The organism is Microscilla marina ATCC 23134, assembly GCF_000169175.1.
Lineage (GTDB): Bacteria > Bacteroidota > Bacteroidia > Cytophagales > Microscillaceae > Microscilla > Microscilla marina.
Map to the genome: position 1 here is coordinate 30,169 of NZ_AAWS01000009.1, position 15,146 is coordinate 45,314.

The following is a 15,146-nucleotide window of genomic DNA, read 5'->3' on the forward strand; positions in this document are numbered from 1 at the left end:
TTAGTGTCTATGCCTTTTTTACACATTATTTATAAAATTCTGTCAATGATAAATAAAGTCAATAGTCAAAGACCTATGATTAAGCACGTCCTTCGACAAAATCAGCTACCAATCCAGCTACCATATTTGCCCCAAAGGTATTGAGGTGTAAATAGTCAGGGGTCATCAAAAAACCATTCAATGCGGCAATCTTGTCGAAGCTTTGTCCTAGAACATACCTTCTAAACATAGTTGTGGCTACCAAGCGGGTAGTAGGCTTGTATTTGCGTTTGGGGCTAAATTTGGTTTTAGTTAAAAACGCCCGTTGTTTTTCTTGCAAAGGCAAATAAGTAATCTTGTGGAACGCTGCCAACTGTTCAATGATTTCGGCATAAGCCTGTGTTTGAGCATTGGCTTTATCATTGAGTTTTTCGCCTATAAGGGGTATAGACATAATGGCAATCCGTGCCCGGCTACGCATTTTCAGTGCTTCAATGATGAGGCTTACGTTTTCTCGGTATTGATCTGTTAGAGGTTTTTCACTGATTTTTTTGAGTTGGCGATAAGTTGCCATATTTTTATCATCCAGCATGGCATTTAGGTCATTGGTGCCAATCAACAATACTACATGGGTAGGGTTACAGGCAATGATTTCATCCAGCCGATTGACAAGGTGTTCAGATAAATCACCATTAACGCCAGCATTGACCACATGGTACAAGCGTTGGTCAAGTTTATCTTCCAGAATATCTACATAGTTTGCTCCCATGTTGCCTTGAGTTAAGTCGTCACCAGCACAAACTACAATTTGACGCTCATCTCCAGGTTCCAGTTCTTCGAGAAATGCTACTGGGTGGTTGAGGGGCAAAGATTGGACAAGACGGTAGAGGTAAATAAATATCCCTAATGGAACAGCTACAAGCAGTAGCAAGAACAAAGCAAAATACATGACATTTTCAAATTTTGATTAGGTCAGCGTATAAGACCAACAGGAAAGCAGCAAAAACAGCCAACTACTTTGGGCTTATTTCTGAAGAGTTACATCAAATAGCTATAGTTTGACGTACAAATAACTGACAAAGCATTGGTTAATTGTAGAGACGGCTTTTATTGTGCAAAAATCGGTCAAATTGCCATCATTTCTTCGTTTCTTGTAGTGGCACTGGTAGAAGATGGTTTAATCGAAATGTTTGTTTTATAATCTTTTTGATTCTTTTATGGAATCGTTTTGTTTCTACTTAGGCGTTGAGCCAAACTAATCAATGAATAAAGATTGATCGCATTAAAATCTGCATACCTTTTGATCTTAGCCTATTTGATAACCTTAAAAAGCATCAGAAACGCCAATGAAGATTACTGCGTTACTTATATCTTTTTTGTGTTTTTGTCATTTTACTGCAGCACAGGATACTATCTTTGTTAAAGAAAAAAGAAAGTTGTTGCTGGGTAGTAAAAACGTTCAGTTCTTAGAAGATGAATCTGGCAGACTCACCCTACACGATATTTTGACCCCATCGAGCCAACAAAAATTTAAGCAGAATCACAAAGGTGTTGTTCGGTATAATACTCCGGTGGTGTGGTTTAAAATTACCGTACAAAATCGGTTAGATGAAGATGTATGGCTTGAAATAGGTGACTCATTTGGAGTATGGTACGCTGATTTTTATGCCCCCCTAATTAGCGACTCATTGTTAAAGTATGCTTCCCCTAAATTACTGGGAGCACTCAGACCCACCAAAGGTAGAGCATCTGCTTTTGGAAACTATTGTATACGTATTGTCCGTGCCAATGACACTGGCACAAAAGTACTTTATTTAAGGGTTTTGGGTAAGTTTCCGCATGTGCATTCTTTTCATGTAGGGTCAGTATATGCCTTTTCCCGTTACTTTCGTATGTTTGATTATCTGGTGGCAGGTTTTGTGATCCTTATTCTTTCTATGGTGGTTTATAACTCTTTTATATGGTATGCTACCAAAGATAAAGTATATGTGTACTACATTCTGGCGCTGTTAGGTATTATGTTTAACATTACTTTTGACAGCGGATATTCACTGTTTTCACATCGTTTTTTTTGGGACTACTTCTTTGTTTGGCATGGCATTGCGTTCTATTTTATTTACTTATTTGCTGTACATTACCTTGATTTGCAGCAAGCTGCTCCTAAAGTCAGGTTGTGGCTATTACTTTTAATGTTAATCCTAGTCGTCGTTTTTCCCTGCCTCAACCTGTTGCCACTTTCCAATTTTACCTCTTTATTGATTCCCTACCAGTTGTTTATTATATTATTCTATTTTAGCCTATTGGTTTGTGGCATTTACTTGTGGTTCAAAGGGTACAAAAAAGCTCGTTTTTATACCTTGGGTTGGGGCTTTGCTATTACAGGGGTGTTCATCTTTATTGCTTCTGTAAATAACATCATCCCTATTAACGTATTTACCCAACAAATTATGTATGTAGGATTTGGAGTAGAAGCCTTAATCTTTGGTTTAGCCTTGGGTGATCGCCTTAATTCATTGAAAAAAGAAAAAGAATTTGCCCAGGCTACCAACCTTGCTTTGGTAAGAGAGCAAAAAGAAGTGCTGGAACAAAAAGTAGAAGAACGTACCAGAGAAATACAAAACCAAAAAGAAGAACTTGAGACCCAAGCAGAAGAATTGAGTGAGATACACAGTGCTTTACGGAAGGCTTATCGAGATATACACGAAAAAAATGAACACTTGAACGCCTCCATTGACTATGCCCAAACCATTCAAAGTGCCGCTTTATCGCTTGACAAAAAAGTAGTAAATATGTTGGGAGAAGACAACTTCTTTATCTTTTTTAACCCACTTGAAAAAGTCTCAGGTGATTTTTATTACTTTCAGCAAGTAGGCGAAAAACTAGTAGTGGCAGCAGTAGATTGTACTGGGCACGGAATACCGGGAGCCTTGATGTCGATGATTGGTATTGAAGTAATGAACGAAATAATACGTACCGAACAAGTGACAGCGCCCGATGTAATACTGACTAAGTTGCATACACATATATGGAACACTTTAAAACAGGAAGATACTAATAACCGTGATGGGATGGACATCGCTTTAGTAACCATTGATAAAACCAATAAAAAATTGTGTTATGCTGGAGCAAAAAATCACTTGGTGTATTACCAAAACAAGCAAATAGAGCATATCAAAGCTAGTCGTTACTCGGTAGGCGGCAATCAAATAGGAGAAGGGCAAACAAACAATGACAGTGTATTTATATCACACGAAATTTCGCTGGAACAGCCCACTACTTTTTATTTATTTTCAGATGGATTGCAAGATCAGTTTGGTGGTAGAAACGATAAAAAATTTACGCCTGGCAGGTTACGTGAATTGTTGAAAGAGGTGCAACCGTTAAGTTTGGCAAAACAAAAGAAAACTATAGCCCAAACAATAAAAGACTGGCAAGGAGACAAAGCACAAGTAGACGATATGCTCTTGATTGGAATTAAGGTTGATATAAGTAAATAAAAAAGGCTACCTATAATATGGCAACCTTAAGGTGATCATTCGAAAGAATTTTAAACAAGTTTTTAACCTTGTTTGATGTGTAGAAACAAATTCACATTTTCGGCTTCACTCTTTACAGTAATATTCTTTCTGTCAAACCCTGCTTTTTCAGCAAGTTGAATCATTTCTTCTTTGGTACGATGAACCAAAAACCAGTCTCCAAACAACTCCATATATTTTCTGCTTGGGTTGTGGTCTTGGTTAAAGTTTCCGATGATGATCTCGCCTTGATGTGTAAGCCAGGTTTTCATTTTGTTCAATACCTTCACAAAACATTTATCATTGAAATAGTCAAACAAACCCGCTGACCAAATCACGTCATATTTTGTTGTATCATTATACCTGAAAATATTTTTTTGAATAAAGTTGATATGATTCAGGTGGGCTTTATTAAGGTTTTGTGCATAAACAATGGCTTTGGCATCCATTTCCACGCAAGTGGTATTGATGATGCTTTTGTTGTACAACTGGTCGTATAACTCTTTTAAGTCCCTTGCCGGACCACTTGCCACATTTAATAACTCAATGCTTTTGTCAGACGTCCAATTTTTGACTTTTTTGTGCATTAGTTTTTGAAAATAACTTTTACGATTTCTTACTGCTTGTGCAGCCGAGTTCTCCAGCGAGTATTGATCCCATTTTACGTAATTGTTATTCAAGTTGCGGGTGTATATCCTATCTATGATGTGAAAATCACCTGCATAACCATAGGGTTTAGTAAAAATGTGCCCCATGATTGACTTATCATCTTTTAACAAGTCTGCGTTTTTTAATAGGTCACTTTGTTGAATAGCAACAAAATCTTGATCCGTTAAGTTGTGTAAAAGTGAATCAAGCATACCATAGTCGCTTCGGTCAGGACCATTTTTTTCAATGATCTTTTTTAGTTGCCGTACTGTTTCCATTGTGGTTCTTAAATAAAGTAATATAATTCCAGGTGGTTAAACCCTCAAGATATTCAATGTTTACAAAGATAAAAAAACATTGGATGATTCTAAGAAAATGTTGTTGCTAAGTGTGTTTGTATATGTAAGCAAGATTGTACTGGCTATAGAGGAGGGAATCATTTATTGGGAAAGGTTAGATGCGTGTTAAAGGCTGACAAAAACAATTTTAAATAAAACTTCGTTGCTAGTTATAAGGTTTGTATGAAATCAGTTTTAGCTTAAAAATATAATTTTAAACCTTTTTTATTACATTTAATTTAGTTTCTTTTTTTTGTGTTTAAGTAATTTTTTATATGATTATTATAATAAAGTATGTTTTTGTTTCTTAATAAATGTGCTAACAAAAGAAATATGTGATTATTTATTGTGATAAAATGCCTTGTGTAAGTAAAGATTATTTAATGACTGAATTAACAGTTGCTTAACAGACCTTAATGAAATAGTATAGGGGACTTCGTTACGTAATATGTATAATTGTGGGAAGGTATAAGAGTATAAACTCGTTTTTGTTTTTTGACTATTTGCGAAAATTATAGCTTTTGTTCATTGGCTTCAATATTTGCAGCTCATTATTAAAAGACGAGATGAGTTATGCTTAAACTTTGTCTTCGAAGTTAAAAATCACTTTTTTAGTCAGGTTATAACAAGCATTAGCGAGTTTATAAATTCTCTGAATCAAGTTCGGAGCGCTGTTTCACTATTGAAAAGAAGACAATAAGCTAATTTTTAAACAGGACTCTAAAAGCAAAAGCCACTTCTGATATACCAGAAATGGCTTATTAATATTTTAAAAAAGTAATTTGTATTACTGGTTTTCGTATTGTGTAACCGAAGTATACATTTGAGCATCTTTTTCAGCTATTTCTTTCTTTTCGCCGCTCATAATTACCAAACGTTCTACTACATTTCGTAATTCGCGAATATTCCCTTTCCAATCCAGTCCTTTCAGGTATTCTAAGGCATCAGCATCCATTTTTTTAGACGCTGCACCATATTCGTTGGCTATATCCTGTAAAAACTTGTCTATAAGTAGTGGAATGTCGTCTCGACGCTCTACCAATGGTGGTACATGAATAAGAATGACACCCAAACGATGATAAAGGTCTAAGCGAAAATTATTTTCTTCTACTTCTTTCAGCAGATTCTTGTTGGTGGCAGCTATTACACGAACATTCACTTTTATTTCTTTGTCACCACCCACTCTCGTGATTTTACCTTCCTGTAGTGCTCTGAGCACTTTAGCTTGTGCTGAAAGGCTCATATCTCCAATTTCGTCCAAAAATAACGTACCTCCATTGGCTCTTTCAAATTTTCCAATGCGTTGTTTTACTGCGGAGGTAAAGGCTCCTTTTTCGTGCCCAAAAAGCTCACTTTCAATTAGTTCGCTTGGAATAGCAGCACAGTTTACTTCAATCAAAGGTTTATCAGCACGATAACTCTTAGCATGTAGCCATTTACACACCAACTCCTTACCAGAGCCATTAGGTCCCGTAATTAGTACACGGGCATCGGTAGGGGCTACTTTTTCAATGTCTTCTTTTACACGTTGAATAGCTTCTGATTCTCCTACAATATCATAAGTTTTAGAGATTTTTCGTCTGAGTACCTTGGTTTCAGTTACCAGGTTCGACTTATCGAGAGCGTTTCTTACACATAGTAATAAGCGGTTCAAATCGGGTGGTTTTTGAATAAAATCGAACGCGCCAAGTTTGGTAGCCTCTACAGCAGTTTTGATAGTGCCGTGGGCAGAAATCATAATGAATTGAGTATCTTTGCCTAATGAGCCACTTTTTTCAAGCACCTCAATACCATCCATTTTAGGCATTTTAATATCACACAATGCTACATCATAGTCGTTTTTTTTGAGCATTTCAAAGCCTTCTTCGCCATCTTTGGCTTCGTCCACTTCATACTTCTCATACTCTAAGATATCGCGTAGTGTGTACCGTATACTTTTTTCATCATCAATGATTAAGATTTTCGCCATAATTCTATGTGTAATCTGCTATTAAGTGCGGTGATGGTTTGCAAGCACAAACCCTTACAAAATTATTATGCCTGTTATTTTAAAAGTGGAATGAATATATAATCCTGTCCCATCTTAATACAGGAAAAATTTTAGTCTAAAAGCTGACATCTTGTTTTTAAACTCATTCCTAAGAACGGCTTAAAGTAACTTTTGCCCATTCTTAATGTTCAAACGCCAATATAAAAAAAATATTGATAAAATAAAGAAAATGCAAGTTTATAAGCCGGGTTCTGTTTTTTTGGTTTCCCAAAATCCCTATCATTTATCTAGGCCTTTCTTTGCAGAAAAACTCCATCGACCTACCCACAAACTAAGACGAGCCGCCCTTCAGTAGAGGTTGATGTTTACCAACTCTACAATGCCTGCTTATTTGGTCTTTCAACTCGTAAGGTTTACCCTGCCGTTTTAGTTACCCAAAACGCGGTGAGCTCTTACCTCGCCATTTCACCCTTACCTCGATTGCTCAAGGCGGTATATTTTCTGTGGCACTTTCTGTCTTTTAATGATTTAACCCATCAAAAGCCTTCCTGTTAGGAAGTACGATGCTCTGTGTTGCCCGGACTTTCCTCTTCCCAATATTATTAGGAAGCGATAAGGTTACTTGCAAATTCTATTAAGTAAATTTAATGTATTTCTGAGAAAATACGGCATTGATTCAACCTGTTTTTTATTTAATCCAGCCCTTTTTCTTAATACCATCGGCTCGATTACATACGTGATTAGTGACGAAAAGTATCGATGAGCCAGTAATTTTTCTTTGGTTTTTTCTATTAAAATTAGTTATAAAGGTTCATAGTTAATAAAGCGGTATTTATACTATTTAAAGCGTCAGTGGTCTAAAATCTACCTCAAACTGCCTGAAATATTACTTTTTCGACTTACCTTTGGGTAATAATACGCATTTACACTGCGACAAAGCATAGTACGAATAATAATGATGAAATTTAAACTAACCACTATAATCCTGTGGGTTATAGCTTATTCAGGCATTCAGGCACAAACCATTACTACCCACAACGTTTCAGGCTTTCCCTTTTGTGCAGGGCAAACCATCAGTGTCCACTTTTCAATTACAGGCGCTTTCAATTCTGGTAATGCATTTAGCATCCAATTGTCTGACGCCAGTGGCGATTTTTCGTCCCCAGTTACCATTGGCTCCCTTGTAGGAACTTCTGCCAATTCTACATTTGCCACGCTACCTACTTCTACACTGGCTGGAACAGGTTATAAGGTTCGGGTAGTCAGCAACGACCCTGTAATCATAGGGTCAGCTTCCGGTGCTTTTGGGGTACAAACTGCTTCGGGAGACCCAGCTTTATTTGGTGATGGGTTTTGGTATGGACATACTTACCTTGACAACAATTGGAATACTTATGTAGGGTACTTTCAGACAGGGTCAGATTTAGGCATCAACACCGTTGACTATTATCCCATACATCAGTCTCCTGATAACTACGGCTCATTTGTAGCTTGTGGTGATGTACCTGACAACAATCACTCGGTAAGCTTTAAGCGTACCAATTTTGTTTGTGGAAAGTATCAAATGAATGTGACTGGCTATGATGATAAACTAGAAATATATGTAAACGGGGTGCAAGTGTTAAGCACCACCACTTGTTGCCAAAACCTAGGCAAGGTATGGGACGGATACTTAGGCCCCAACTCAGAAGTAGAAGTACGCTATGCCGAGTACTATGGCAATGGTTACCTTAACTTTGAATTGGTAAAAAATAATGATTTTCAAAATACATTTACACTTTCGCCCAATCCAGCAGTATGTGTAGGTGTATCGGCTAATTTGAGCATTGCTTCTGAAGCTATTACAGGAATGGACTATACCTGGTCGCCTGCTACTGACTTGAATACTACTACCGGAAAGAATGTTACTGTTACCCCCTCAACTACTACTACCTATACTGTAACTGCCACTGATCCTACAACAGGCTGTAGCGAAAGCAAAGACATTACTGTCACGGTTTCAAATACACCTACAGTTTCTATTACTGCTACCAATGCTACTATTTGCGCTGGCGAATCTACTTCTTTGACTGCCACAGGTGCCAACACTTATTCTTGGTCGCCTGCTACTGGCTTAAATAATACTGCGGGTAATACCGTGATAGCTAGCCCTGCTACCACTACTACTTATACAGTCACTGGTGACAATGGTTGTGGTATAACCACCACGCAAACGTTTACAGTAAATGTCGGGAGCCCAATAACTGATGCCAGTGTGTTTGGTAATGGAGCCTGGAATGTATACTGTTATAGCGGAGACTTTGCTTCATTAGAGGGAATGTATACCGAACCCAACCTTAGTTTTAAATCTTCTGATCGCTGGGGGTTATATGATACACCTTCCAATGCTTCAGGTTATAATGGTTGTACTATTTGGGTAAATAATCATGCAGTGAGCTATAAGCGTACTAATTTTGATTGTGGGTTTTATCAATTAGATGTACCCCTGCATGACGATCAGTATTGGTTATACATCAATGGTGTAGAAGTGGCCACACACGATGGTTGGGGAGATGGGCACACCAATGTATGGACAGGTATGTTGGGACCTAATTCTACTGTAGAGTTTCGTTGGAAAGAAGGAGGGGGGGCTTCAGCTGGTGAATTGACTTTTACCAAGCTTGATTTGGTGCAAATGCCTGCCCCATCGGTTTGTGCCAATGTTCCGGTAGCCTTGGTAGCTACTTATGATCCTGACGCAACTTATTCCTGGTCACCCGCTGCGGGTTTAAACTCTACTACTGGTGCTACGGTTACTGCCACTGTATCCAGCCCTACTACCTATACTGTAACAGCTACTAAAGATGGTTGTACCTTGACTGACCAGATTACAGTGCAAATGAGTACGTTAGTGGGAGTCACAGTTACTCCTGCTACCCCTGCTATTTGTGGAGGACAATCAGTTACTTTGACCGCTAGTGGAGCCAGTTCTTATACTTGGTCACCTGCTACAGGTTTAAGTGCTACTACTGGAGGGGTAGTAACTGCCTCGCCTACCTCTACCACTACTTATACAGTGACTGGTTATGATGGATGTACCACAGGCTCTACTACAGTAACTGTCACTGTGGGAGGTACACAAAACCCTAATGTATTTGGCGATGGTCAATGGAATGTGTATTGTTATAATGGCAATGATTTCCAAAATTATTATGGAATGTATGTTGAGTCTGATTTAAGTTTTGATTCCAGGAATCGTTGGGACTTGAATGCTAACCCTTCGCTTGCCTCAGGATATACTGGCTGTACATTGCCTGACGATCAGCATTCTATTAGTTATAAAAGAACTAACTTTACTTGTGGTTATTACCAACTAGATATAACCAATCATGATGATTATGCCTCACTCTGGATTGACGGAGTAGAAATATTTAATCATGAGGGTTGTTGCGATTCTCATACCGATGTTTGGAAGGGGTTTTTAGGTCCTACATCTACAGTAGAACTACGCTGTCGAGAGTTTAACGGAGGTAGTCATGGAGGGCTTACATTTACTGATTTATCTTCTACTTTGAGCATTACTTCTCCTGATGTAACCATTTGCGAAACTACTTCATCTACCTTAACTGCCTCGCTGAGTGGTACCAACATTACCTGGTCTACCGATGCCACCTATATTGATTTAAGCACTACTACTGGCAATGCCGTAGTAGCTACTGCCAAGGCAGGATCTAATGGAGCACGTATCATTACTTGTACAGCTACTGATCCCGTGACGGGTTGTCAGCTTACACGAACGATTAATATTACAGTCGATCCATTGACTACTACTCAAGTAACGGCGTCTATGCTTACTATATGTAAGGGGGAGTCGGTGACCTTAACCGCAAGTGGAGCCAATACTTATAGTTGGGCAACCGATGCTACATTGAGTGCAACCACAGGAAACTCAGTAACTGCTACCCCTGCTACTACTACCACCTATACAGTTACTGGAAGTAATAACTGTAGTACCAAAGACGCCCAAGTAACTATAGTTGTAAAGGCGCCTACGCTTACTGGTACTGAATATGGTGATGGTCAATGGAATGTGTTCTGCTACGAGGGCAAAGAGTTTGACAAGTTAAACGGACATTATGAAGAAACCAGCTTAAGTTTTGATACCAGGTCTAAATGGAATGCTTATACTACCCCCTCTAATGCGCCAGGTTATATTGGGTGTGAGGTGCCAGCTGATAATCACTCTTATGTATATAAAAGAACAAACTTCCCTTGTGGGTCTTATCGAATAGACATTCCTAACCATGATGATTACTGTGAACTTAGAATAGATGGAGTAACGGTTTTTTCTCATGGCGATTGTTGCGATAGTCATGTAGGTGTTTGGACAGGTTTGCTGTTGCCTACTTCTAAAGTAGAGTTTTTGATTAAAGAAGGAGTAGGTGGTTCACACGGAGGCTTAAATATTGGTTTTTCGGTGGCTTCAGCCACTACAGTTATTTGGACAGGGGAGTTTAATAATGACTGGTTTAACTCTTTGAATTGGTGTGAAAATGTGCCTGATGCTACCACTAATGTGATTATTCCGGGGGCAGGTGTGGCCAATTGGCCTGTGATCAATGGCAATGGGGCGTTATGTAAAAACCTGACTATAGAAAGTGGGGCTAACTTTGCTATCAGCGGAACTCATATGCTAGATGTACACGGAAGTTGGATGAACAACGGAGGGGTATTGAGCTTGAATAATAGTACTGTACGCTTTAAAAGTACCCATGATGAAATGATAGGTGGTACCAGCCCTTCTGCTTTTTATAACCTTCAGCTTGAAGCAATCAATCAAACCATTACTTTGGGAGCAGCCATAGAGGTCAATAATATACTGACTCTGAACAGTGTCGAGTTAGGGCTGAACCAAAACAAGTTGTCTATAAACAATGCTTTACCTACTGCATTGGTACGCATTGGCAATGGTTTCATTAACAGCGAAGCTGTAGTAGGTACCAATCAAAGTATTGTAAGTTGGTACACTGGTACCAATGTAGCTTCTTATGTTTTTCCTTTTGGGGTTTCCGCAGCAGAGTATATTCCTGTTACCTTTGACAAGAAAACCAACACAAATACTACCGTTTCTATTTCTACGAGGGGAACAGGGGTTAATAACTTGCCTTTGGTGCCCGGAGTAAACCTCACTGGAATTTCAGGAGCAGATGCTACTCTGGTGGTAGATCGTTGGTGGGACATTAGCTCATCAGTAGACCCTTTGCCTGCTCCAGGGGCAGATATTACCTTGTCGTATCGAGGAAGTGAGAATACATTGCCTACTCCTGCTGTCCAGTTAGCCATTCAACACTACAATGCCACCATTGGCGATTGGGATTCGCCTTATTTAAACTATTCTACTGGCACCGCTACGGGCATAGGTGCTGTTACAGCGGTAAACATTACCGACTTTTCTCCTCACGTAATCTCTATGGCTACTATGCCTCTACCTGTAAGCTTTTTGAACTTTAAAGTGACTCCTAATATGGGGCAAGCATACTTAGATTGGGTATTGCAAGGTGGGCATCAAGCGAAGTATTTTTCTATAGAGCGTTCACAAGATGGAGTAAGTTATTATGCCTTGGCAAAAATCAATGCTCAAGATTTGACTAACACTTATCAGTGGATTGATAAACAGCCCCATGAAGGCATTTCTTATTACCGTATCGCTCAATTTAACAAAGACAATACCTATGGTTACTCACCTGTTAAAAGCTTGAATACCACGCTGGCAGATAAAGCTGATTTGTTGGTAGTGCCTAACCCTGCCAGTGGTAAGAATATTCAGTTACAACTTAAAGGAATTCAACATAAAGAGATTTGTCAAGCGATCATTTATAGTGTACAAGGAGCCATTGTTCATCAACAAGAAGTGGCAATAAAGCCGCAAGGAACTCAGGTAGTTCGATTGTTACCATCTACTCCGTTGGCAGAGGGTTTATATCATATAGAAATGAAAATGGGCAAGAAAGTATTACGGGCTAATTTTGTGGTGAGTAACTAAGAAAGCATTTATTTTCACGGAGTGGTTTGAAAAATTACCCCGTGAAAATAAAATATATGTTAAAATGATAAGCCTAAAGTTACTTTAAGGGCAAAGTTTTCCAAACCTTTTTTTGTGTAGGCACCATAACGATAAAAAACTCCAGTACCTATATTTAAGTTAGCTACTTGATAATAGTTGATACGCAAGAGTTTGTCAAGCAATACTCCACTTTCAAAATAGCCTTGTTCCATTGTTTTAAAGTCTAGCATTTGGTGACGATCTGCGTTTGTCAACGTTCCAAAACCAATATTTTGTATTAATATTAATTCTGGCTGAAACCAAGTAGTATTGCTTCTATATAGCAAACGCCCCAGGTTTTGAGAAATAAAAGCGTTAAAAAAACGATCAGAGACAAATTCATACAACCCCATTACCTGGAAACTATGATCTACCCTGAGAGGTAATTGGGTAAGACCTCCACGTCCGTTGTAAAGTAAAGGATAAGGAGCTTCCCCTTGTATCATTCCTGCCTGTAGGCGAATGCTAGTGGTTCCGGTGGTTGGCAAGCAAAAACTGTAGGCTGCTTGTCCTTCTATTTTATAGTAGTCAAATTCACTGTTTAATACATTGGGTAACCCTCGTTTGTAGTTAAACTGAACTACCGGATATTGACTACCTAGGTATACTTCATGATGATCTTTTTTCATAAAAGACTCACGATAGGCATAGCGCAAACCAAGCGTTATTTCGCTTATGTTAAACTCATTGAGAGCAGTAGGGGTATTGTCAGGAGAATTTATGGTGTTACTTAGGTATTCATAGTGATAAGTAGGTTCAATCTGTTGATTTTTGAAGCCTGCCAATAACTGTAAATTCCTGAAAGGACGAACTTTGATGTATGCTCCTAAGGTTTTCACTTTATCCATTCTTGTAATTAATGCCTGGCGCAACACCCCGTTTAGCGACCAACGTTCAGGAGCCAGCAGGTTTAAGCCAGCGGGTTCTGTTACATCTTGGCTAAAGTAAATGCCTAGTTGTGGATCAAAACGTTTGAAAATATTTTGAATGCTCATTGAAGCCCCGTATTTAAAAGCCCCATCTTTGGTACCATAAGCAATATACCCTGTCCCTTTAAAAATTTCAGAGATTTTTTCATTAGTACTAAAATGAGCACCTAAACGAATGCCTTCATAACCATTGTATTGAATCATTTCACTGACCTTAAAATCGAGTGATCTATAGCTAAGTTTGTCATAAGTAGCCAGCTCCAAGGTGGTTGCCAAACCATTGAAGAGGCGATGGTTACTTACACTGTCTATATAGGTGTAGGTAAGGGTATCTTTAGGGTTCAAAGGGTGAGCCTGATGTTGATTTTTCCAAAAGTCTGGTGTTTGATTATTCGCTTTTGCTGCTACTTCATAAGTTATTTTTGAAAAATCTCTGGGTCTCAGAGGTGGATAAAGCTCGATGTCTTTCAGAAAAGTACGCAGGGTGCCTACCATAGGGCGTTCACCCAGTTTTTTCTTATGAAAAATGATGTTAGCACTTAACTGTACCGGAAACCAGTATTTATCCTTTAACAGGTGGTACTCTTGCTGAATACGGAAACTTGTGCTTTGGTATTGGTCTACGGGTTCAAATACCACATTTTGAATGGCATAGTACTTAGTGTTGATATAAAGTACACCTTTGAGTGCTTCAAAGTTTTTGTCAGGCAAAGGGTAGAAATGAATGACATAAATGCTGTTTTCACCTATAAACAAAGTATCACTAACTTCAAAACTGTATTTTCTATCACTATTGTGACTAATAGGGTTGAGGTATTTTTTTCCAAATACATTGATATGTGTTTTATAAAATGAAAAAGGTTGTAAACGTTGATCAATGCTTAAGAATACAGGGTTTTGTACGCCAGAAATACGGTTTCCCTGAAGGGTTTTTTTGTAGTAATTAGGAAAAATATATTGGTGTTGGGTAACCGCTTCGCTCAAAAACAAGTGGTGTTTTCTAAGGTAGTGTGCCAACCGTTTTTCGGTACTGTCCAGTGTATTCGATGAGTCTACCTCGGCGGCTGTTTGTGCTGGAATCTTATTTTTGAGATTGATATAAAATTTGTGGTATGCATTATACCTGTAAGACTTGAGGTTTTGGGGGTTATTTCGTTTACGGTTTTGGTATACTCGTTTGATAATGGCACTTGCTGGGCTGTTGTTATTGGCAACGGTGCTTTGCAAAGGTTGGTTGGTACTCTGGTAGAGCTTGATGATGAGTTGTCGGCGAAGAGGCTTTAGGTCAGCCTTGGTTTTGACATGGTATACAAAAGGGGCAAAGCCTGCATAATTAAAACTCATTTTTTTGAGGGCAGACTCCTGTATAGTAATAGAAAAGAAGCCATCAATGTTGGTAGTAGTTCCTTTGGCGTTATTGTTTATCAGTACATTGACAAAAGACAAAGGAGCATTATCTTGTGCATTGATTACCTTACCTGTAATGATAAGAGATTGACCAATGCCTGATAAAGTTGCAAACAGCACTATGAGAATAGTGGTGAAAAATGCCTTCAAAGACACAATTACTCGTAACATAAACATCAAGTGTTACATCTGGTATAGAGGAGACTTATTACTTTTTTATTTTGAATAGTTTTCCCTCTGTAAGTTTTATCAAGTTCG

The 15,146-nt window shown here is 38.5% G+C and carries 6 protein-coding genes and 1 other RNA gene; 2 read left to right on the forward strand and 5 right to left on the reverse strand.

Features of this window, described 5'->3' with window-relative positions; translation table 11 throughout:
* Positions 1-79 precede the first annotated feature (79 nt).
* Entirely contained in the window at positions 80-928 is an 849-nt protein-coding gene (locus M23134_RS09580) for an SGNH/GDSL hydrolase family protein (RefSeq protein WP_004155431.1), read from the reverse strand.
* Between the two features lie 397 nt (positions 929-1,325).
* Here M23134_RS09580 and M23134_RS09585 point away from each other — a divergent pair, with 397 nt between their 5' ends.
* Complete coding sequence (locus M23134_RS09585) at positions 1,326-3,476, forward strand: 7TM diverse intracellular signaling domain-containing protein (RefSeq protein WP_004155433.1); 2,151 nt, start codon at positions 1,326-1,328, stop codon at positions 3,474-3,476.
* A gap of 62 nt (positions 3,477-3,538) precedes the next feature.
* Here the strand turns inward: M23134_RS09585 and M23134_RS09590 are convergent, their stop codons facing one another.
* The 3 genes from M23134_RS09590 to rnpB form a co-directional block, all read right to left on the reverse strand.
* Complete coding sequence (locus M23134_RS09590) at positions 3,539-4,420, reverse strand: class I SAM-dependent methyltransferase (protein ID WP_004155435.1); 882 nt, start codon at positions 4,418-4,420, stop codon at positions 3,539-3,541.
* Positions 4,421-5,267: 847 nt separating this feature from the next.
* On the reverse strand, positions 5,268-6,449 hold the full coding sequence (locus M23134_RS09595; protein ID WP_004155437.1) for a sigma-54-dependent transcriptional regulator: 1,182 nt from the start codon (positions 6,447-6,449) through the stop codon (positions 5,268-5,270).
* A 245-nt stretch (positions 6,450-6,694) separates the two neighbouring features.
* Positions 6,695-7,099: RNase P RNA component class A (rnpB, locus tag M23134_RS37875), an RNA gene on the reverse strand.
* 326 nt (positions 7,100-7,425) lie between these two features.
* On the opposite strand from rnpB, the gene M23134_RS09600 reads away from it, so the two are divergent.
* On the forward strand, positions 7,426-12,492 hold the full coding sequence (locus M23134_RS09600) for a hypothetical protein (RefSeq protein ID WP_004155439.1): 5,067 nt from the start codon (positions 7,426-7,428) through the stop codon (positions 12,490-12,492).
* A gap of 59 nt (positions 12,493-12,551) precedes the next feature.
* Here the strand turns inward: M23134_RS09600 and M23134_RS09605 are convergent, their stop codons facing one another.
* Positions 12,552-15,059, reverse strand: a complete 2,508-nt coding sequence (locus M23134_RS09605; protein WP_157558418.1) for a DUF5686 family protein — start codon at positions 15,057-15,059, stop codon at positions 12,552-12,554.
* Between the last annotated feature and the right edge of the window lie 87 nt (positions 15,060-15,146).